Origin of the sequence: Tenacibaculum sp. E3R01, assembly GCF_003318185.1 — a bacterium.
In the GTDB taxonomy this organism is placed as follows: Bacteria; Bacteroidota; Bacteroidia; order Flavobacteriales; family Flavobacteriaceae; genus Polaribacter; species Polaribacter halocynthiae.
In genome coordinates this window covers 48,835-71,378 of the sequence record NZ_QOCC01000018.1, presented here as the reverse complement: position 1 = coordinate 71,378, position 22,544 = coordinate 48,835, and the positions used below count along the sequence as shown (strand labels likewise).

Annotated in this window: 14 protein-coding genes; 11 read left to right on the top strand and 3 right to left on the bottom strand. The window is 29.4% G+C overall.

The window, feature by feature from the left end:
* Nucleotides 1-5: 5 nt before the first annotated feature.
* The 3 genes from DS884_RS04795 (at nt 6) to DS884_RS04785 (ending at nt 2,712) form a co-directional block, all read left to right on the top strand.
* Nucleotides 6-851, top strand: a complete 846-nt coding sequence (locus DS884_RS04795) for a transketolase (protein WP_113785982.1) — start codon at nt 6-8, stop codon at nt 849-851.
* A 141-nt stretch (nt 852-992) separates the two neighbouring features.
* Nucleotides 993-2,123: an N-acetyl-alpha-D-glucosaminyl L-malate synthase BshA gene (gene bshA, locus DS884_RS04790; protein WP_113785981.1), complete on the top strand. Its 1,131-nt coding sequence runs from the start codon at nt 993-995 to the stop codon at nt 2,121-2,123.
* Nucleotides 2,124-2,139: 16 nt separating this feature from the next.
* The gene (locus DS884_RS04785; protein WP_113785980.1) at nt 2,140-2,712 is read left to right on the top strand and encodes a sigma-70 family RNA polymerase sigma factor; all 573 of its coding nucleotides are present in this window, start codon (nt 2,140-2,142) and stop codon (nt 2,710-2,712) included.
* A 112-nt stretch (nt 2,713-2,824) separates the two neighbouring features.
* Here DS884_RS04785 and DS884_RS04780 read toward each other — a convergent pair whose 3' ends face one another.
* Entirely contained in the window at nt 2,825-8,050 is a 5,226-nt protein-coding gene (locus DS884_RS04780; protein WP_113785979.1) for a M43 family zinc metalloprotease, read from the bottom strand.
* Nucleotides 8,051-8,428: 378 nt separating this feature from the next.
* Nucleotides 8,429-9,487, bottom strand: a complete 1,059-nt coding sequence (gene aroB / locus DS884_RS04775) for a 3-dehydroquinate synthase (RefSeq protein ID WP_113785978.1) — start codon at nt 9,485-9,487, stop codon at nt 8,429-8,431.
* A 105-nt stretch (nt 9,488-9,592) separates the two neighbouring features.
* On the opposite strand from aroB, the gene DS884_RS04770 reads away from it, so the two are divergent.
* From DS884_RS04770 to typA, 3 genes are all read left to right on the top strand, one after another.
* Nucleotides 9,593-10,756 carry a proline dehydrogenase family protein gene (locus tag DS884_RS04770; protein ID WP_093870793.1) on the top strand — a complete coding sequence of 388 codons (1,164 nt, stop codon included), beginning with the start codon at nt 9,593-9,595 and terminating at the stop codon, nt 10,754-10,756.
* The gene (locus DS884_RS04765) at nt 10,756-11,061 is read left to right on the top strand and encodes an LETM1 domain-containing protein (protein ID WP_113785977.1); all 306 of its coding nucleotides are present in this window, start codon (nt 10,756-10,758) and stop codon (nt 11,059-11,061) included. The genes DS884_RS04770 and DS884_RS04765 overlap by 1 nt, the downstream gene beginning before the upstream one ends.
* Before the next feature lie 139 nt (nt 11,062-11,200).
* Nucleotides 11,201-12,973, top strand: coding sequence for a translational GTPase TypA (gene typA / locus DS884_RS04760; protein ID WP_093870795.1), 1,773 nt, complete (start codon nt 11,201-11,203; stop codon nt 12,971-12,973).
* A gap of 81 nt (nt 12,974-13,054) precedes the next feature.
* On the opposite strand, the gene DS884_RS04755 is transcribed toward typA, so the two are convergent.
* On the bottom strand, nt 13,055-14,596 hold the full coding sequence (locus DS884_RS04755; RefSeq protein ID WP_113785976.1) for a sodium/proline symporter: 1,542 nt from the start codon (nt 14,594-14,596) through the stop codon (nt 13,055-13,057).
* A gap of 274 nt (nt 14,597-14,870) precedes the next feature.
* On the opposite strand from DS884_RS04755, the gene DS884_RS04750 reads away from it, so the two are divergent.
* The 5 genes from DS884_RS04750 (at nt 14,871) to DS884_RS04730 (ending at nt 22,399) form a co-directional block, all read left to right on the top strand.
* Nucleotides 14,871-15,404 (top strand): cysteine dioxygenase, encoded by a 534-nt coding sequence (locus DS884_RS04750; RefSeq protein ID WP_113785975.1) that lies wholly within the window; start codon nt 14,871-14,873, stop codon nt 15,402-15,404.
* Nucleotides 15,405-15,432: 28 nt separating this feature from the next.
* On the top strand, nt 15,433-16,821 hold the full coding sequence (locus DS884_RS04745; protein ID WP_113785974.1) for a pyridoxal phosphate-dependent decarboxylase family protein: 1,389 nt from the start codon (nt 15,433-15,435) through the stop codon (nt 16,819-16,821).
* Between the two features lie 840 nt (nt 16,822-17,661).
* Entirely contained in the window at nt 17,662-19,191 is a 1,530-nt protein-coding gene (locus DS884_RS04740) for a tetratricopeptide repeat protein (RefSeq protein ID WP_113785973.1), read from the top strand.
* 74 nt (nt 19,192-19,265) lie between these two features.
* A complete protein-coding gene (locus DS884_RS04735) occupies nt 19,266-20,171 on the top strand; it encodes an ABC transporter ATP-binding protein (RefSeq protein WP_113785972.1) in 906 nt (301 codons plus the stop codon).
* A gap of 11 nt (nt 20,172-20,182) precedes the next feature.
* A complete protein-coding gene (locus tag DS884_RS04730) occupies nt 20,183-22,399 on the top strand; it encodes an ABC transporter permease (protein WP_158530816.1) in 2,217 nt (738 codons plus the stop codon).
* Nucleotides 22,400-22,544 lie beyond the last annotated feature (145 nt).

Sequence of the window (22,544 nt, the reverse complement as noted above, 5' to 3'; positions counted from 1 at the left end):
CGATAATGCCAACAACACAACAACTTCAAGATTTTACACAACAAGTTAGAAGAGATATAGTTCGCATGGTTCATGCGGTTAGTTCTGGGCATCCAGGTGGTTCATTAGGATGTGCTGAATTCTTTACTTGTTTGTATCAAGAAATCATGGATTATTCTACTGATTTTAAAATGGATGGTGAAAATGAAGATTTATTCTTTTTGTCAAACGGACACATATCACCTGTTTACTATAGTGTGTTAGCACGTAGTGGTTTTTTTCCTGTTGCTGAGTTAGCAACATTTAGAAAATTAGATACACGTTTACAAGGGCATCCTACAACTCATGATCATTTACCAGGTATCCGTATTGCTTCAGGATCATTAGGACAAGGAATGAGTGTTGCTATTGGAGCAGCTCAAGCTAAAAAGTTAAACGGAGATGATAAAATTATATACACATTACATGGTGATGGTGAATTACAAGAAGGTCAAATTTGGGAAGCTGCAATGTATGCATCAGCTAAAAAGGTAGATAATTTAATTTCTACAGTTGATGTAAATGAAAAGCAAATTGACGGAACAACTGACCAAGTATTAGCAATGGGAAGTTTGAAAGCTAAGTTCGAAGCTTTTGGTTGGGATGTACTTGAGGTTAAAGAAGGAAATAATGTAGAAGCTATTTTAAGTGGAATGGCAGATGCAAAATCAAGAACAGGTAAAGGAAAACCAGTTTGTGTGTTATTATATACAGAAATGGGGAATGGTATTGATTTTATGATGAATACACATGCATGGCATGGTAAAGCACCTAATGACGAGCAGTTAGAGGCTTCATTAGCACAAAATCCTGAAACTTTAGGAGACTACTAAGAATAAATAATATAACATTATATAGAAACGTCATTACTGAGTTAGTAATGACGTTTTTTTTGTGAAAATCTTTGCAGAAATAAGTAAGCAATAACGTAAATTTACGTCATAAACCATATTTAAAATTAATAGCGATATAATATGAAGATAGGAATTGTGTGTTATCCAACTTTTGGTGGTAGTGGAGTAGTAGCAACTGAGTTAGGAATGGCACTTGCTGATAAAGGCCATGAAGTACATTTTATAACATACAATCAACCCGTTCGCTTAGATTTTTTTTCACATAGATTGCATTTTCATGAAGTAATGTTAGAAGAATATCCATTATTTCAATACCAACCTTATGAATTAGCTTTATCAAGTAAAATGGTTGAAGTAGTAGAAAAAAATCAATTAGAAGTATTGCATGTACACTATGCTATACCACATGCATATGCTGCTTATATGGCTAAAAAAATGTTGTTAGATAAAGGTATAAATGTTAAAGTAGTAACAACATTACATGGTACAGATATCACTTTAGTAGGAAGTCATCCTACTTATAAAACAGCTGTTGAGTTTAGTATTAATAAATCTGATGAAGTAACAACAGTTTCTCAGAGTTTAAAAGATGATACACTACGACTATTTAATATAGATAAAGATATAAAGGTTGTTTATAATTTTATTGATGGAGAAAAATACGATAAAGCTCATCAAACAGAATGTCAAAGAAGTGCTTTAGCGAATGAAAATGAGCGTATTTTAACTCATATTAGTAATTTTAGACCAGTAAAGCGTACAGATGATGTTATTAAAATTTTTAATAAAGTACAAAAAGAAATTCCTTCTAAGTTATTAATGGTTGGAGATGGTCCTGAACGTATAAAAGCTGAAAATTTAGTAAATGAATTAGGACTCCAAGATAAAGTACTTTTTTTAGGGAATAGCAATGAAGTAGCCAAAATTTTGTGTTATTCAGATGTGTTTTTACTACCTTCAGAAACTGAAAGTTTTGGATTGGCAGCTTTAGAAGCAATGGCAGCAAGTACTGTTGTGGTGTCAACCAATTCTGGTGGACTTCCAGAAGTTAATATTCATAATAAAACTGGTTTTTTAAGTAATGTAGGTGATGTTGCTGATATGGCTAAAAATGCAATTTATGTTTTAAAAGAAGATGATGTATTAAATGAATTTAAAATAAATGCAAAGAAGCACATTGAATTGTTTTCATTAGAGCATGTATTACCACAATATGAAAGCATTTATAAAAAGTGTTATATAGGAGTTTAAAAAAAGAAATTTTCAAATGGAATTTAATACAATTTGGAATACATATAATAGTCACTTATTAAATTTTGTAAAGTCAAAAATTGAAGATAAGATTCATGCAGAAGATATTTTGCAAGAAATAGGACTTAAATTGTATGCAGTATTAAATAAAAAAGAAAAGATAAATAATTATAAATCGTGGCTTTTTCAGGTAGCAAGGAACTTGATAATTGATTATTATAGAAAAGAAAAAACTAAAAAGAATAGAGAAAGTACCTATTCTGAAATAAACGAAGAAGGAACTTGCGTTTGTGACTTGTCAAGTTTTGTCATTCAAAATTACTTACCTAGAAAGTATGGAATTCCTTTGTATAAGAGTGATATTGAAAAAAAATCACAAAAAGTAATTGCTGATGAATTAAATGTATCATTGCCAGCAATCAAATCAAGAATACAAAGAGCTAGAGTAAAACTTAAAGAGTTGATTGAAGAGTGTGTAACAATAACGTACAATAAAAACGGTACAATTGTAGATTATCAATTAAAGAATACTTGCGAAATACCTAAAGAACTTCAAGAAGAAATAACAAGAATAAACTTAACCTTATAAGCTAAGTTTTTTTCTATAGGTTAATTAGAGGGGGTTAACTAATAATTTATTTTTAAAATAAAAACCTCCTAATTTTTAAATTAGGAGGTTTTCGGGGGAGAATTGAAATAAACTATTTCTTTATAACAACTAAAGTTTCTGTTTTTTTGCTTGTTTGAACTCTAATAAAATAAGTTCCAGAAGCTTTAATTTGATCTCCTAATACTATTTGCTTAGGGTTGTTTTGATAATTTTTATGTATTAACTCTTTTCCTAAAATAGTATAAACGCTTAATGTAAAGTCATTATCACCAATTGATGAAACGTTTATAGTTATATTTTCTTCAAAAGGATTTGGATATGATGTTATTGGACTAAAAGGTGTTTTAACTTTATTAGCTTTACTAACAGTTGGTCGCTTAGTAGTTAAACCTTTACCAGCTTCGCTATTGTAAGCGTAGTCTTTAAAAGTAATAGACTTACCATCATTCGAAACCGTTGCATATAGCCATCCATAATGTGTGTTTCCGCTAATTTTAAAGTTGAAACCTATGTATCCAGATTTTCCATTCCAATTGGTATAAGAAGAAGAAGCTACAATAAATGAGTTAGCTTGTGATTTAAAAGTACTTGATACTCCAACAATTGTTCCTTCTGAAAGAATTGAAGCATTATTGGTATTTCCTTCACAAATTACTTCTTTATTATAGTTTACTAGATTAATAGCATTTGAAGAAAACCAAGGGCCAAAATATCTTTGATCTCCTTTTTCAATTTGGAAAGGAGCCCAGCTATTACTAGAATTTACTGTAACGTCTGCCATATCTACGTATACAACAGTTCCATCATTAGGAGGAGTTGATGTTTCTTCAGTAGTTATGTTTATTGTATTACTAGTAGCTTCGTTTCCAGCTGCATCTTTCGCTTTTATAGAAAAATTATAAGCGGTAGCAGCAGTTAAAGATGTAACTTCAAATGATGTAGTATTTGTTGTTGCTACATTGTTACCATCTTGATACACTTCATATTCAGTAACAGCTACGTTATCGGTTGAAGCAGCCCAGGTTAAAGTTAACGATGATTGAGTTATATTTGAAGCTACTACATTACTAGGTGCAGAAGGAGCTTGAGTGTCTGTACCAGTTCCATCATTGGTTATATTTACGGTAAAATCTTGAACTGATCCGTCACCAATGTTTCCACAAGAACTAGCAGGTGCGCCATTATATTTCATAGAAACTCTCATTCTAGTTTCACCTAATTTAGCCGATGAAGGAACGGTAATAGTGCCTGTTTGAGCATTGTTTTTGGCAGTACCAGAATCAAAAGCTACCTCATTAGTGTCAAATTCACCATTTTGATTGTAATCAATCCAAACTTTAAAATATTCAGGAGTAGGGTTTCCTGGGTATCCAGGTGTTAAGGTTGTTGAGGTTGCAACACCTATAGATAATGGTATCGTATTACTTGTTAAATCAATATAAGTTGCAGCGGTAGATGTTTTACTAAATGCACCTACTTGAACTCCTTCGATCCATTCGTAAGTTACTCTTGTACCTGAAGAAGCACAATAGGTAATTGGGGTAGTATCAGGTTCTTTAACAGTTATGTATCCAGTTTTTGATTCAGAATCGCTTCCAGCTGTATTAGTAGCTGTTAAAGTTACTTGGTATACACCAGGTGTATTATACGTAATTGAAGGATTTTGAACTGAAGAACTTGATGGGGTTCCACCAGTAAAAGACCATGACCATGAAGTAGGTGAGTTTGTTGATTGATCAGTAAATGAAATAGAAGCTCCTTTGTCTACTGATGTTGAATTTGCAATAAACTCTGCAACTGGAGCGGTAACAACATATCCGTCATTAGTAATATCTACATTAAAATCTTGAACAGATCCGTCACCGATATTTCCACATGAACTAGCAGGTGCGCCATTATATTTCATAGACACTCTCATTCTAGTTACTCCTAATTTTGCACTAGAAGGGACAGTAATAGTTCCAGTTTGTGCATTCTTTTTTGCAGTTCCTGAATCAAAAGCAACTTCATTGGTGTCAAAAGTTCCATTTTGATTGTAATCAATCCACACTTTGAAATATTCATTGGTTGGGGTTCCTGGATATCCAGGCGTTAGTGTGGTACTAGTAGCTGTGCCTATGTTTAAAGGTATAGTTTTAGATGTTAAATCTGTGTAGGTTGCAGCAACAGAAGTATTAGAGAATGTTCCAATTGTTACTTCAGCAATCCATTCGTATTGAACTCTTGTTCCAGCAGATTCACAATAGGTTAATCCTCCAGAAGTATCTTCTTTAGTAGTGATATTTAAAATAGTACTAGCTACTGATTCATTTGCTTTTGCATCTTTTGCTTTTATAGAAAAAGAATATAATGTATTAGCTGTTAAATTAATTACATTATATGTTGTAGTTGTAATAGATGCTATTTTTATTCCTCCTTGATATATATCATATCCGGTAACTGCTACATTGTCTGTAGACGCCAACCAGTTTAAAGTTAAAGAGGTTTGTGTAATGTTAGAAGCAGTAAGGTTACTAGGAGTAGAAGGAGCCTCTGTGTCTGCAGGTATATCTTCTATTCTTGTAACGGTAATGAAATTATTAGATACATCAAAATCACCAGTTGCTAATCCAATATCTGAAATGTTTTTATTGGTAACCTGTAAATTTCCTTCAAAAGTAATTCCATACACTTTACATATTCCTATTGTTGCTCCTTCAAAATCATGTGAAGATGTTTCAAAAGTTAAAATTTTACCAACTTCATCAGTAATTAAATAAGAATAATTAGTATTAGAGGTGCTTGTATTTTTGAAAGCGATAACATCAGCAATGCCATCTCCAGTTGTAGTTGTTATTTGCGTTTTATCGTCAGTAGTAGAAACTGTTCCTGCATCAATTGGGTCAGGAGTAGTAATAACTCCGTCAAATTTAACTTCAAAAGTAATAGTTTGTACAGCATTTGCATTACAAGTAGTAGTATTAGTAACTGTAGCAGTATAAATTCCAGCATGAAGGTTTGAATCTGCATTTTCTGTAATTTTTGCAGTACTTAATTTCGAACTGAAATTATTAGGGCCTGTCCAATTAATTGTTCCGTTAAAAGAAGTACTAGGTAATCTTAAGCTAATTTCATCACCTGTTTTTATAGTAACTTGATTATTTGTAGTACTAGTAAAGTTAGCACTATTAATTTTATGTTCTATTTTATTGGTTAAATCTTCAATGCCAACTTTAAGAGTAATTGTTGTTGAAGAATAACATTGTCCGTTATTAAATTCTAACTTGTATACTCCTTCGTGTGATTTTTGAATATTATTAATATCCCAGGCAGTAGCTGAATCTGGTGTTGTATCAACAGTACCATCAGGGTATGTGATTTTCATATTTTCAACACCATATTTTGTGTTAGTACCTAAGGCAATATTATCTCCTTCACATGCAAATAAAGTTCTACTTTTTGTCCATTTGTTAGCATTGTCTTTTACCCAACCATCTAAAGCTTCTCTTCTCGGTCTTATTTCAAGTTCTACTGATCCAGAACAAGAAGCAGGGTCATTCCATGTAATAGTATATGTTCCATAGTTTTGATCAGTAATACTTGTGAATTCAAATCCAGTTCCAACATCAGGAGTGTTATCAGAAAAATTATTAGGTCCAGTAATAGTAACATTTTCTAAACCAATATTTTTTATTCCTAAATGAACCTTTTCACCAACACATGCTTCAACAAAAGATCGTTGTACCCATTTTCCGTTTAAAGCTACCCAAGGAGTAATATTGTTCTCGGTTATTAATTCTACTTGAGTAGAATATGTACAGCCTCCCATGTCATATAATATGGTATATACACCTGCATCTTGAGTAGTGATGTTATTAAATTTCCAAACCCCATTGTCAGCAGCAACTGTGTGTAAATTACCGTTTGGTAGTCTTAAGGTTGAGGTTCCTGGTCTATTAGCTTGCATACCTATGCTAATATTAGAGCCAGGACAAGCTTTAAGTTTATTTAAGTTGAACCAGTTTGTAGTAGTATTATCGTATTGTACCCATGGTCTAACTTTAAATCCAACATAAAGTCTAACTGTACCAAAACCAAAATTTCCGTTAGCATCTGTATATTTAATTAGGTAAGTTCCAGCATCACTTTCTTGAACATTATTAATGTTCCAATAGGTGCTAGCGTCAGGAGTGGTATCTATTTCTCCATTTGGTTTTAAAATTTCTACATTATTTAATCCTACATTTTGTATTCCTATTTTAACATTAGTGCCAGGACATACTTCAATCCAAGATGCATTTTCTTTCCATTTTGACCCATCATGCATTCTAGTAGTTACAGCAAGACTACCACCAGTACCAGTGGCAACTAGATTAGCATTTTGCCATAAAGGAAATCTAGCTTCATGATTTAAAGCAGCATACATCCTATCTGTTTGTCCTTTTGTAAACATTTTTGCACATCCACCTGTAGAATCATACCCCATGTAATTTTCATAGTTAATTAATGAATCACCACAATCAGTAGCTCCTGCTAAACAAAAATCATCAGCTGAAGCTACGTCTTCTTGTGGAGTGTCTTCTACATAGTCTTGGTTTATACTAGAACATCCACCTTCAAAAGTATGTAATAGGTTTAACCAATGTCCAAATTCATGGGTTAATATAGAAGCAAATTCATCATCAGTATTTCCTTTTAAGTAACGACCGTTATAAGTTACACGAGCACGCTTGGCGTCAGAATGTGTTTTGTTAGGGTACCAAGCAATACCGCTATTAGTTGTTACACCATCATCATGAATGTCGGCAGTTATATATACATTCATATATTTATAGTTGTCCCAAGCATCAGCAGCAACGATAGGGCTGTCATAATTTCCTTGGCCTCCAGCTACAGGATGATCTACAATTCCTGAAGTTGGGTTGCCATTTGGATCAATAGTAGCTAGTTTAAAAGTAATATTTGTTGTAGATCGTCTATCTTTAAATAATGGATCAACTGTATGGAAATCTGGATTTAATCCATGAAAATCATCGTTAACCATTTGTAGAGAATTTAGAATTTTTTCATCCGTAACTGTTGCTCCGTTTTGTTCTCTTCCGTAAATGTGAAAGACAACAGGAATAATAATGTTTCCAGAAATACCTTTTGCTGAGGTTTTTAATTTGTTAGCACTTCGCTTTTTTGTGTAATCATTGAATTTTAGGAACTCTGCGTATTCTTTAGGGTTCTCTTTGTAGTATTTATTCATTGCTCTTGAAGTACCACAACCTATCTCTTGAGCTAGAGAGGAAAGTGTAAAGCATAAAAATAAAAATAAAGTAATTGGTTTTTTCATATTTCAGGGTGTTATTATATGGTAAAATCACAATTATCATACTCTCAATTAATTTTATTAAAACTTATGAATATGTTAATTATTTGACGATATTAATGAAAAAAAACAATCAAAAATAACTTATGGTAATATGATATGTTATTTGGATAGTATTTGAGTAGTATGAAGTTAACTTTAAGATAATGTGAGTTTTTTGGAATAGAAAACTATATTTCTTTAGTTTTCTATTCACTTATGAAATATTGTTTAGGATTTGATTAAGAAAATAAACTTAAAGCATAGAAAAAAAACTTATACGGTTAGTATAAGTTTTTTTAATAAGATTATTATAATCAGAGGTTTTGAAGAACTGATTCAGTAAAGAAATTTTATTTGTTTTTATAAGTTATAAAACTCAAGGCTATCTTTAATTAGTTGATTTTGAACTTTACAATCAATTTTAAAATTTTGGTAATCGTTTAATAAAACAAAGTTAATTTCACCACCAACATTCTTTTTATCGTGCTTCATTAAATCAAAAATAGGAATAAAATCATCTTCTAATAAATTAGTTTTACCGTATATGGCAATAATAGCTTTTTTAATATCCGTAAGTTTCTCTTTCGGAAAGCCTAAAAGTTTATGAGAAATATACGCTTCACAAACCATACCTATGGCAATAGCTTCACCATGAGTTAAGTTTTCTTTTGCATCGCTTTCTAAAAAATAAGACTCAATACCATGACCAATTGTATGACCCCAGTTTAAGACTTTTCGAACACTCTTTTCTTTAGGATCTTCTAAAACTACTTCATTTTTTATTTCAATAGAACGATGAATTAAGTCTACAATATTTAGCTCAGGATTATCTTTAATTTGGTTGAATAAATTAATATCATGAGTCATTCCATATTTAATAATTTCAGCAGTACCTGATCTAATTTCTCTTGGAGTTACAGTATGTAAGTATTCAGGGTCAATTACAATCATTTCTGGATTAGCAAAAACTCCAATCTGATTCTTTAAAACACCTAAATCTACTCCTGTTTTACCTCCAACAGAAGCATCAACCATACTTAGTAAAGTTGTAGGGATGTTTATAAAATCAATACCACGTTTAAAAGTAGAAGCAACAAAACCACCTAAATCAGTAATAACACCACCACCTAAGGTAATTAATAAACTACGTCTATCAGCACCTAATTCAGTCATAGCATTCCATACACCAACACAAGTTTCAATATTTTTATAAACTTCTCCAGGAGTTATTTGGATAACTTCTATAGGTTTATTGGTATTCAATAATTGCATAAATCGAGGATAACAATATTCTAGTGTGTTATCATCTACTAAAATAAAAATAGACGAGTAATTTTTAGTAGCTATTATTTTAGCCAATTCATCGTATGCTTTTTCTTCAAAATGGATAGGATATGTTACTGCCTGAATTGATGTCATTTTCTATTATTTTATAAAGGTGCAAATTAAATAGAAAAAATTGATATATGTCATACTAGTCGGTTATATTTGTTTTTCAAATTAAACAATAATAGTACTTAGTTGATGAAACTATTTGACAACACACAAACAGCATTTAAACTAAAATCTGACTCAGAGTTAGAAAGAGCGTATTTTTTATTTAGAATGATACAAAATCAACCAATGGTTCGTATCGGTACAGCAGTAACAAACTTTGCTTTAAAAGCACATTTACCAGTAGAAGGATTAATTAGGTCAACAGTATTTGATCATTTTTGTGGAGGAGTAACAGAAGAAGACTGTATTCCAACAATAGAAGAAATGTACAATAAAGGTGGAGTATCTAGTGTTTTAGATTATTCAGTTGAAGGTAAAGCTGAAGAAGCTAGTTTTGACGAAGCTTTAAATAAAATTTTAAAGATAATTCAGTTTTCTGAAGAAAAACAATCAATTCCATTTGCTGTATTTAAGCCTACAGGTTTTGGACGTTTTGCTTTGTACCAAAAATTAACGGAAGGAAAAGAGTTAACAACTAATGAAAAAAGCGAATGGGATAGAGTTGTAAATCGTTTTCATACTGTATGTAAAGCCGCAGTTAAAAAAGATGTTCCTTTATTAATTGATGCTGAAGAAAGTTGGATGCAAGATGCCGCAGATGATTTGATAGAAGAATTAATGGAAATTTACAATAAAGAAAAAGCTATTGTGTTTAATACATTACAAATGTATCGTCATGATAGAATGGAGTATTTACGTAATTTACACCAAAGAGCACACCAAAAAGGTTATCACATTGGAATGAAAGTGGTAAGAGGAGCTTACATGGAAAAAGAAAGAGCTAGAGCTGAAGAAAAAGAATATGAGTCTCCAATTTGTGTAAACAAACAAGCAACAGACACCAATTATGATGAAGCAGTTCGTTATATGATGGAGCATAAAAACATGGCTATTTTTGCAGGAACACATAATGAGGAAAGTTCTTTTTTACTAATGGAGTTAGCAAAAAAACATAATATAGCTGTAAGTGATAAACGTATGTGGTTTGGTCAATTATATGGTATGAGTGATCATATTAGTTTTAATTTAGCAGAAGAAGGTTATAATGTAGCTAAGTATGTTCCGTTTGGACCTGTAAGAGATGTGATGCCGTACCTAATTCGTAGAGCAGAAGAAAATACCTCAGTAGCAGGGCAAACCTCAAGAGAATTAAATTTATTAAAAACAGAAAAAGCACGTCGTAAACTTTAATGAATACTGTTGACGAAATAAAAGAAGCTATTCAAAAAAATAAAAAAAGATTAGCTAAAGAACTTAAAGAAAGCAAAGAGTTGGTTTCTTTAATAAAAAAGTCAATAACTACTTCTTTAACAAGTGAAGAAAGAAATAAGGTAAAAGAACAAATGTTAGACATTTGTAAGGCTGTTCCTGCGTTTACAATTTTTATGTTGCCAGGAGGAGCCTTATTGCTACCTTTATTAATAAAACTTATACCAGATATTCTTCCAAGTGCCTTTAGAGAAGATGATGATTCAACAGAAAAAAAGGAAGAATAAATTAATAGCAAATAGAAAAATATATTGATTTAATAGCTAGTTAATTAACCTTTCGGGCACATTTTTAAAATTCGTATTTCAAAATTCATATTTTTTTAATAATAATACACTACTTTTGCGCCAAATTTAACGTAGCAAAATGCAATCAATTAGAAACATCGCTATTATAGCACACGTTGACCACGGAAAAACTACCTTGGTTGATAAAATTATAGATCAAGCTAAAATTTTAGATGACCGTAAAGAACGTACTGACTTATTATTAGATAATAATGATTTAGAGCGTGAACGTGGTATTACTATTTTATCTAAAAATGTATCTGTAAATTATAAAGATGTAAAAATCAATGTAATTGACACACCTGGGCATGCCGATTTTGGAGGAGAAGTAGAGCGTGTATTAAAAATGGCCGATGGTGTTTTATTATTGGTTGATGCTTTTGAAGGTCCTATGCCTCAAACTCGCTTTGTATTAGGAAAAGCAATAGAGTTAGGATTAACACCTATCGTTGTTGTAAATAAAGTAGATAAAGAAAACTGTACACCAGATTTAGTACATGAAAAAGTATTTGATTTAATGTTTGCTTTAGAAGCAACAGAAGATCAATTAGACTTTAAAACAATTTACGGTTCAGCTAAAAATGGATGGATGAGTACAGACTGGAAAGATGAAAAAACAGATATTATCGATTTATTAGATGCGGTAATTGAAACAATTCCTGAAGCTCCTTACCGTGAAGGAAGTCCACAAATGCAAATTACTTCATTAGATTATTCTTCTTTTAAAGGGAGAATTGCTATTGGACGTGTATTTAGAGGAGATTTAGAAAAGAACAAAGATTATATGCTTTGTAAGGCTGATGGTACAAATAAAAAAGTACGTATTAAAGAATTACACGTTTTTGAAGGAATGGGTAAGGTTGAAACAGATAAAGTACGTAGTGGAGATATTTGTGCTGTAACAGGTATTGATGATTTTGAAATTGGTGATACTATTGCTGATATTGAAGCGCCAGAAGCATTACCTAGAATTGAAGTAGATCAACCTACAATGAGTATGTTGTTTACTATTAATAATTCACCATTCTTTGGTAAAGAAGGAAAATTTGTTACTTCTCGTCACTTACGTGATCGTTTATTTAAAGAAATGGAAAAAAACTTAGCATTACGTGTTGATACTACTGATTCTGAAGACAAATTTAATGTTTTTGGTCGTGGAGTACTACATTTATCTGTATTGATAGAAACAATGCGTCGTGAAGGGTATGAATTACAAGTAGGTCGTCCTCAAGTAATTTTAAAAGAAATTGATGGTGTTAAATGTGAGCCTTATGAAACATTATCTATTGATGTTCCTGAAGATGTTGCATCTAAAGCTATTAATTTAGTATCTCTTAGAAAAGGTGATTTATTAGTAATGGAGCCTAAAGGAGATTTACAACACTTAGAATTTACTATTCCTTCAAGAGGATTAATAGGTTTACGTAATAAAATATTAACTGCTACTGCTGGTCAGGCTATTATTAACCATAGATTTAGTGAGTATGGACCTTTTAAAGGTGATTTTACTGAAGATATAAAAGGAGCGATAGTTTCTTCTGCAGCAGGTAAAGCAACTGCATATGCAATTGATAGATTACAAGATAGAGGTAGATTTTTTATTGATCCTAACCAAGAAATATATATTGGTCAGGTAGTAGGAGAGAATGCTAAGTCTGATGATATGGGAGTGAATTTAATTAAAGGGAAAAAATTAACAAACGTACGTTCTTCTGGAACTGACGATAGTGTTAAAATTGCTCCAAAAATTGATTTCTCTTTAGAAGAATGTATGGAGTATATTAAGGGAGATGAATATTTAGAGGTTACTCCTGAGAGCTTACGTATGCGTAAAATAACATATAGACCATAATTTGGTTTTTAAATAGTTTAAAAAAGCTCAAGTTATTAACTTGAGCTTTTTTTATGCTTTTATATGATAAAGTATAAGGTGTTATTTTTCAGGTTTTGAATCAATTTCATCAATCATTTTAATAGCTTCTGCTCTTGGAGGAAATATTTTTGATACAATAATACCAATAATCATTGAAACTAGAAAAGAAGGAGCAAGTACGTCAAGAGCAACAAAGTACTCACCTATATTTTCTAATTCTTTAAAAACAAAATTAAATAGTATTACAGCTATAAAGCCTGATACCATGGAAGCAATAGCCCCTTTTTCTGAATAACCTTTCCAAAAAAGAGAGAGAATAATAACTGGGCAAAAAGTAGCTGCTATACCAGACCAACCGAAAATGATTACCCAGAATATTTGTCTGTCAGGCGATAGGTAATTCATTATAATAGCAATTATTAATGCTGTAAATGCCATTATAATAGTTGAAGTTCTTGATATTTTTGTAAGATTTTCATCTTTTATATCTGGACGAAATATTTTTTGATAAAAATCTCTTGTAATAGCACTTGATGCTAAAATTAAAAGCGAATCGATAGTAGACATTATTGCAGATAAAACGATTGCGATAAAAACAGCAACCAGTATTGTGGGTAAAAAGCTTTCAGTAATCATGCTTAATACATCTTCACCGTTATTTCCTAGAATGGCTTCAGGATCTTGTCCTTCCTTTGTAAAATAAATACGAGCAAGAATTCCTATAGTTACTGCCGCTGCATCAGTTAACAATGTAAATATAACAGCAATCCATTTACCTTTATCTATTTCTTTTTTGTTTTTTATAGACATAAATCGGACGTAAACCTGAGGGGAACCAAGAAAACCTAAACCAATCATAGAAAACCCTAAAATTGTAAAAAGATTCATCCATCCATCTTCACTTCTTCCCATTATTTGTGTTAATGTTGGGTCTATAGCATTTAAACTATTAGTAACTCCAGTTCCGTGATCCATAGAAAACCAAACTACTATTGGTAATAAAACGAGACCAAAGAACATGAGTAATCCTTGGAATAAATCTGACCAAACTGCGGCAACAAACCCCCCAATAAATATATAAGCAAGTACTATTAAAAATCCAATTAAAGCCCCTATTTTATAATCAATTCCTAGCATAGATCTAAAAGCAACTCCTGTAACATCTATTTGAGAAGCAACATATATAACTATAAAAATTACTAATACTGATGCGGCTAAAATTCGTAGTGTTTGAGTTGTTGATTTAAAATGACTATGAAGATAATCAGGGATAGTAATTGCTCCATAGGAATCTGATCTTTTCTTGAAACGTTTAGCCATAAACTGCCAAGAAACAAATACGCCTAATAATTCACCAACAACAACCCAGTATCCAGAATATCCTGCCATAGCACCCATTCCAGTTAAACCAATGAGTAACCAACCAGATTCACCAGTTGCTCTTGCAGAAAAAGCAACAGCCCAAAAGCCCATGTTTTTTCCACCTACATAATAGTCACTCATACTTTTTATTCGTTTTGAGGCAAATATTCCAATTAAAAAAAGTATTCCAACATAGACTATTAATACAGCTATCTTGATTGTTAAATTTGGGTCTTGCATAATGGTTTAATTTTTGGTTAGTTGTATACTTTTATGTGCATAAATAACTTATGAGTTTATTAAAAATATTTTAAAGGTTTTGAAAAGTACTCAAAAAATGATCAGAATTGGTGTTTTTTTATATATTTTAAGCTAAAAAATTAATAAAAATCATAAAATTGGCTATATTTGTTAAACTTAGCATGATTGAATTAATCATATTAAATTATTTAGTTGGATTTAAGGAATGACCTTGAATTTGTAAATTAAATGAACCCCAAAAGTAGAAACCTATTTGAATTCTAGCGAACACACTCCAAAAGTACCACAATCATTAGATGAATTAATTACTGCTCTCACTGAGGGAGAGAGGACGACTTTTAGTCACATAATACAATCCATAAAATTTAAACCGAACGCATTTGATAAATATAGTTCCTGGTCTAACGAGTGTTATACTAGAAATTGCATCATTAATAATGAAAATTTTGAACTGATATTAATTTGTTGGTGTGAAGGACATGCTACTCCAATACACGATCATGGAGGTGAAGAGTGTTGGGTGAAAGTTATTGATGGTGAATTTAGAGAGGTTATATATAAAGAGAATGAAGAAGGAGAGTTATATGCTATTAAATCAACAGTTTCTAAACCTAATGAAGTTACTTACATGAAAGATTTTATGGGATTTCATAGCTTGGAAAATGTTTCTAAACAAAGAAGTATGTCACTTCATTTATATGCAAAGCCAATTCGTGAATGTAGAGCTTATGATGAAAAAACAAAAACTTTTATAAGTAGATTTTTAACTTATAATACGACAGTTTAATTAATAATAAAATTTAAAAAGAGTAAAAATGTCTAATATAAATAATGATTTAACTTTATTTAATGAGCTAGTAGAAACTCTTATTAAAGAAGAGGAAAGTAGTCCTGTTGCTGAGAGAATTGACGCAAAAAAATTATACGATTCAATTGATTTATCTCTTAATGATTCAGGAATGATAGATGATGAATTTAAAACGTTATTACGTCAAATTCTTGTTTCAACTCCAAAAACAGCAACTAAATTGTTTTTTAATCAACTTTTTGGAGGAAGGCAAAGTAAAGCAATTCTAGGTGATTTATTAGCAGTAATGCTTAATAATAGTATGTATACATACAAAGTGGCAGGTCCTCAAGTTGGTATTGAACAAGAAATTATTAGACAATCTTGTGATTTAATAGGGTATGGATCTAAAAGTAATGGTACATTTCCAACAGGAGGTTCAATGAGCAATTATATGGCGTTGGTAATGGCACGTGATGCTAAAGATCCCAAATGTAGATTAGAAGGAATGTCTAAGCCATTAACTGTTTATACATCAAAGGAGTCTCATTATTCGAATTCAAAGAATGTTAGTTTTACAGGAATAGGAAGAAATAATATTCGATATATTAAAGCTGATTCTAAAGGAAGAATGATTCCAGAATTGTTAGAAGAGCAAATTATTAAAGATATAAATAAAGGATTTATACCTACCTATGTTAATGCTACGGCAGGTACAACAGTATTAGGTGCTTTTGATCCAATTGATGAAATTGCTAATATTACAGAAAAGTATAAAATGTGGCTTCATGTAGATGGTGCTTATTGTGGAAGTGTAATTTTTAGCGAAAAATATAAACATCTTTTAAAGGGAGTAGAAAGATCAAACTCTTTTAGTTACAATGCGCATAAAATGCTTGGTACACCGTTAACTTGTTCAATTATCTTAGTAAATGATAAAAGGCAGTTGTACGATTCATTTAGTAATGATGCTGATTATTTGTATCAAACTGATGGCGATGATTTTAATTTAGGTAAAACGTCCTTTCAATGTGGTAGAAGAAATGATGCTTTAAAATTTTGGACATTATGGAAATCTGTAGGAGGAAAAGGGTTAAGAAATATTGTAGATAAGCAATTTGAACTAGCTAATGTTGCTCTTGATTATATTAGAAATAATTCTGATTATACATTATATAGTTTTGATGATTCAATATCTATTTGTTTTAATTACAAAAATATTGATCCTACTGAGCTTTGTACTGCATTGTATGAACATCAAGTAACTGTTGTTGGCTTTGGTTCTTTTGAAGAAAATACTTTCATTAGGTTAGTTACGATTAATGCAAATAATGAGAAGGAAGATATACTAAACTTTTTTAAAGTTTTAGAAGGTTTTGTTGAGAAAACACCTAGTTTAAAGAAAATTAGTATTTAAAAAAACTTTTATTGAATAAAAAAGCACCTTTTTAAGGTGTTTTTTTTTGTTTACAGCTGTTTACAGCGTTAGTTAATTATAGAAGTTTTATTCAATTATAAATATTGAAAAGACGACTCTTTGTAAGTTTAAAAACTTGTATTGTTTTAGAAGTGATAGTAAAAAATAAAAAAGCTATCAAAAACAGGGATGAAATTTTTTTAATTTTTCAAGGGAATGATTGTTTTGATAGCTTAATAATTGAAATTACTAAAAAGGGGAAACAATTAATAAATTCTTTACAAATATACTAGATAAAACAAGGCTTTACAGCTATGTAGTAGTATTGATGTGTTATATTTTTATACTACAATTATACTTAATGAAATAGTTAAAGTGTTTGAAAATCAGTTTTTTGTTTTCTTTTTGAAGCTTGTTGGTAATTACTCTAGAGAAAAAATAAAAATAGTAGTGTAAATTAATAAGTGAGGTTTGTGTGAAAAATAAAAAAATTACCAAAAATGCAATGTAGTAGGTAATATTATAATTGCTTTTTGGTAATTTATTATAGATGAATTAACAAGGGGAAAATTAATAAATCTTTAATCAAATATATAAGTTGAATTAGCACAAAAACTGATTGTAGTGTTTTTGAAGTATATTTAATTTAGGTTTAAAAACCTTGATTTATTGCTTTTTATTGTTGTTTATTAGTTTGTTATAACTAATAAATTGAAGTGTTTAAATAATCGTTTTTTTATCATATGTAGTATTTTTGATGTATATTTATAGAACTTAAAAAGTAAGGATAAGGGGTTTTCTTTAAATTTTAACTAAAATTATTTATAGAATTTGGACGTAATGAAAATAAGTACTGCTTTTATGTACTGTTTTTTTGGCTTTTGTAGTTTTTTCTTAAATGCACAGAGTTCTGATAAACAGTTAAAACCTAATAATTATAAAGAACAAATTGTTCACAGTTATTATTTGTTTCAAAAATATGAAAATGAGCGGTTATTAGATAGCGTATTGCGTTTTATTAAATTAAATGAATTTGTAATAAAAGAAGATTCTATAAATAGTAAAATTTATTATTTAAAAGGAGTAAGTAATCTTTATTTGAAGAGGTATGAAAAAGCTGATGCCTATTTTTTAAAATCATTTGATTTAGCTAAGAAAACAAATGATATTCTTTTAAAAGGTACTATTTATAACTCAAGAGGTGTTTGTGTCTCAATGGGAAAAAAGAATTATATAAAAGCTGAAGAATTTTATAAAAAAGCGATAAATAATTATGTGAAAATAAATGAACTTCCCCAACAAATAGATTCTTATTATAATTTGACATTAAATGAAAGGAAAAGGAAGAATTGGGGAAAATCTTCAGAGTATGCAATAACTTGCTTAAAGTTAATTGATGAAGATAAAGAGCGTGTTGCTGGTATTAGTCGTTTATATTATTTCATAGCTGATAATAGTTTTGAATTGAATAAAAATGAAGAGGCAATTCAAAACTTACAGAAGGCTGAAAAATATGCAGCACCAGATGATAGTTATGTAAATGGATTTATTAATGAAACATATGCTAAAATATATGAATCTAAAAAAGAGTATACTTTAGCTTTAGACAGGTATAAAAAAGTTAATCAAAACTTGCGACAAACTAATGAGAAGAATGAAGGTAAGTTAAGTAAGTCGTTTATAGAAGAATTAGATTTAGAAAGTAAATTAAAATCAGAAAAAGAAGCTATAATAAATACTCAGAATAAACAGTTACTAGTAAGTGTTTTGATAATTGTAACTTTTCTATTGTTAACACTAGTTCTTTATTGGTTAATTAAAAAAAATAAGAAAAAAAATAATAGAATTAAACAATTAAACTCTGATTTACAAAGTTTAATTTTGAATCTAAAAAATAAAAATCAAGATTTAGTTGATAAGAAACAAGAAATAGAAAACTTATTAAAATTAAACGAGCAAGCTACCTTCTCTAGAGTTTTAAAAATAAATACTTACAATGATGCTATTAGAAAAATAACTGACGATATTGAAATTTATACTGAAAATAATTCTAGCGCTTCTAGTTATTTAATTACAGTAAATAAAAAACTTTTAGCTTTGATTTCTGAAGAAGAACTTTGGCAGGATTTTAAAATACAGTTTGAAAAAATTAGACCTGATTTTTTTAATAAATTGAAAGAACATACCCCTAGTTTGTCAATAAATGATCTAAAGCATTGCACATATATTATTTCAAACTTAAAAAGTAAAGAAGTAGCTCAACTTATAAATGTGTCGCCAAGAAGTGTTGAAACAACAAGGTATCGAATTAAGAAAAAAATGGGGCTTGATAAAGAAGATAATATTTATGATTTGTTGAGTGTGTTGTAGTTAAAAGGATTGTTAAATATTAAATTTCTATAATAGTGATATATATTATATATTTTTGTTAAAAAATATAAGTAATGAAAAATACCGCTATTAAAATTGAAAATTTATCCTTTTCGTATTCAAAAAAACAAAAAGCTTTAAAAAATTTAAATATAAATGTACCTAAAGGTGCAATTTATGGTTTTTTGGGGGCTAATGGTGCAGGTAAGTCAACTACAATGCAGTTGCTTACAGGTATACTTTCTAGCTCTAAAAAAAACGTATTTCTCTTTGAAAAAGAATTACAAAGTCAATTTCCATTTATTTTTTCTAAAATAGGAGCTTTAGTTGAAACTCCAAGTTTGTATTTACATTTAACAGGTATAGATAACTTAAGGTGTATTACAAAGTTAAAAGAGGTTTCTGAAGATAAAATTTCTGAAGTTCTAGGGCTAGTTGGTTTAAGTGATAAAGGTCATTTAAAAGTAAAACAATATTCTTTAGGAATGAAACAGCGTTTAGCTATTGCTATGACACTTTTAGGCGAACCTGAACTTCTATTATTAGATGAGCCAGTAAATGGGCTTGATCCAACAGGAATAACTGAGATAAGAGAGTTACTAGTGAAGTTAAATAAAGAAAAGGGAACAACAATTTTTATTTCTAGCCATTTACTTTCTGAAATTGAAAAAATGTGTACTCACATTGGGATTATAGATAAAGGGGAGTTAAAGTTTGAAGGTTCTATTGAAGAGCTTGAATCTCTAACAAAAAAATACAAAATTTTGGTGAAAACAAAAGATATAAGTACAAATATTGAGTTGATAAAAAATAGCTATAAAGATGTTAGAAAGGAAAATAATGATTGTGTTATGATTGAATTAAATAGTAAAGAAGAGATACCGGTTTTAACTAAGTTTTTAATAACGAATGATATTCCTGTTTATGAAATTAAAATTGTGGATGGGTTAGAAGAATGGTTTTTATCATTAACAAAATAAAATTATTTAAAATGAAAAAGATTTTTAAAAACATAAAAAAAGCAATAGAGGTTGAATTAATTAAGAAAAAACGTTCAGGAATATTTAGTTTAAGCTTTATTTTTGGAATGTTTTTTCCATTTTTGTTATTTATAGTGAAAGCTATCCGTTTTGTAAAAAATGATGACTATGAAACAAAAATTCCAGAAAACTTTTATTTAGATTATTTACAAGATAGCTTAACACCGTTTACGATGTTCTTCTTCCCTATACTTATTGTTTTCTGTGCTAGTAAAATTTCACAAATAGATCATAAGAACAAAGGGTGGAGTTTAATGGAGACTTTACCAACAACAAAGTTTTCAATTTACTTTTCTAAGTATTTATTATTAATTTTTAGTAACTTATTAGCTATTGCTTCTTTATTAATATCATCACTTCTTTTTGGCTGGTTACTTTCTTTGTTTTTTGAAATTCCTTCAGATAAAATAGTGATCATGCCTTTTTTAGATTTTTTTGAAATTGGCATTCGTTTGTTTATGATTAGTTTATGTTTATCTGCTTTTCATTATGGGGTATCTGTGTTAATTTCAAGTTTTATATGGCCTATGATAATTGGTTTCATTGCTATTCTTGTACCAATGATACTTAATAAATATAAAATATTTTATTATTGGTATCCTTACCAGTCATTAATACAAATTAGTAGTTTTCCAAAGGGAAGTGATTTTGGTTATTGGGTCACATATTTAGAAATATTAAGTTTATTATACACCATAGTATTTTTATATATTGGATATAATTGGTATAACTTTAAAAGTTTTATAAAAGCATTTTTTAATTCAAAAAAGAAAGCCTTAAGTTTTATAGGTGTTTTAATAGTGATATTACCTTTAATTTATTTGGTGTTAACTCCAAAACAACAAAAAACATACAGTAAAACCGTTATTTGTGGTCAGATACTTAGTGATGAAAAGATAGAAAATGTTTATGTTTTAAATCCATTTTTAGATGATACAATAGCAAAAATAAAAGTTGAGAATAATAAATTCTATCATTCATTTAAACGAAGTTTGAAACCAGATTTCTACAGAGTAAATTATGAAAAGTATGTTTATCAAAAAGTTTTTTTTGGAGACAACGATAGTATTAATTTAAGTTGTAAATTTTTTAAAAAGCAATATGTGAAAGTTGGAGTAAAAGGAACTAGAATTTCTGAAAATATGGAAAATAAATATGAATATCCTTATGCTATTTGGGAAAGTATGTTATATGGTAATGCATATATTGATAATGCGAAATATTATATGGAGAATATAAGTAAGGATTGGAAAAAGAATAGAGAAAGAATAGGGAAACATACAAGTGTTGATAATTTAAGCTCAAGAGCTGATTTTATAAAAAGAAAAGAAAAATTAACAACATTAAGGTACTTAACGTTGTGGAATAAGTTTGTAAAAAAAAGAAAAGCACTTTTTCCTTTTAAAAAATATGTAGTTAGCGATGATATAAAAAAACTTAAAAATAGTCTATCCTTAAGGGATGAAGTTATGTTGTCTAATTCAAGTTATTTTAAGTATGTTTTAAATGAATTAATACAAAAAGACAATAGAAATATTTCACGTGAAAAGAAAGCTTTTTCTGTAATAGAAAAACTTGAAAAAGGAGAGTTTAAAAATAGAATGTTATTTCAACAATTAAATAAATCTTTATTTGAATCTAATAAGATAAAAGTAAGAGATTCTTTAATGAAAAAGTATTTTAATTTAATTACTAATAAAAGTTATAAAAAAATACTTCAAAAATATAATTATGAATACAATAGATTAACAAAAGGAGAAAAAGCTCCAGATTTTGTTGCGTACAACGCTGAAGGAACTAAATTTAATTTAGCTAGTTTTAAAGGTAAATATATTCTAATAGATTGTTGGGCAACTTGGTGTAAGCCATGTAAAGATCAAGAACCTTATTTTGAAAGAAAAGCATTTTTATATAAAAATATGCCCATTCAATTTATAGCTATTAACAATAACTCTAATAAAGAAGATTGGTTAATAGATATAAAAGATAAACAAAATCAAGTGTTACATTTAAGGCCCGAAAACATTAAGCTTTTTGGAGAAAAATATTCTGTTAATTCACTTCCTAGGTTTATTTTAATAGATAAAGAAGGTAGGTTTGTAAATTCGGAATTTGTAAGGCCACAAGACAAGGTTTTTGATAAGTTATTAAAATCATATTTAAAATAAATTTATAGATTTTTTTTAAACAAAAACAGTAAAAATGTTTAAATATAATTTTTATTAAAAATAACTTGTGTAATCAAAAAAATATTACAGATATTTGCATCAATAAAAACAAGAACATGAATTTTATTCAATTACATCATCATCA

Bases quoted from the DNA above. Each gene is read 5' to 3' on its own strand.
- DS884_RS04795 (WP_113785982.1), top strand. From the start codon at position 6: ATGCCAACAACACAACAACTTCAAGATTTTACACAACAAGTTAGAAGA.
- bshA (WP_113785981.1), top strand. From the start codon at position 993: ATGAAGATAGGAATTGTGTGTTATCCAACTTTTGGTGGTAGTGGAGTA.
- DS884_RS04785 (WP_113785980.1), top strand. From the start codon at position 2,140: ATGGAATTTAATACAATTTGGAATACATATAATAGTCACTTATTAAAT.
- DS884_RS04780 (WP_113785979.1), bottom strand. From the start codon at position 8,050: ATGAAAAAACCAATTACTTTATTTTTATTTTTATGCTTTACACTTTCC.
- aroB (WP_113785978.1), bottom strand. From the start codon at position 9,487: ATGACATCAATTCAGGCAGTAACATATCCTATCCATTTTGAAGAAAAA.
- DS884_RS04770 (WP_093870793.1), top strand. From the start codon at position 9,593: ATGAAACTATTTGACAACACACAAACAGCATTTAAACTAAAATCTGAC.
- DS884_RS04765 (WP_113785977.1), top strand. From the start codon at position 10,756: ATGAATACTGTTGACGAAATAAAAGAAGCTATTCAAAAAAATAAAAAA.
- typA (WP_093870795.1), top strand. From the start codon at position 11,201: ATGCAATCAATTAGAAACATCGCTATTATAGCACACGTTGACCACGGA.
- DS884_RS04755 (WP_113785976.1), bottom strand. From the start codon at position 14,596: ATGCAAGACCCAAATTTAACAATCAAGATAGCTGTATTAATAGTCTAT.
- DS884_RS04745 (WP_113785974.1), top strand. From the start codon at position 15,433: ATGTCTAATATAAATAATGATTTAACTTTATTTAATGAGCTAGTAGAA.
- DS884_RS04740 (WP_113785973.1), top strand. From the start codon at position 17,662: ATGAAAATAAGTACTGCTTTTATGTACTGTTTTTTTGGCTTTTGTAGT.
- DS884_RS04735 (WP_113785972.1), top strand. From the start codon at position 19,266: ATGAAAAATACCGCTATTAAAATTGAAAATTTATCCTTTTCGTATTCA.
- DS884_RS04730 (WP_158530816.1), top strand. From the start codon at position 20,183: ATGAAAAAGATTTTTAAAAACATAAAAAAAGCAATAGAGGTTGAATTA.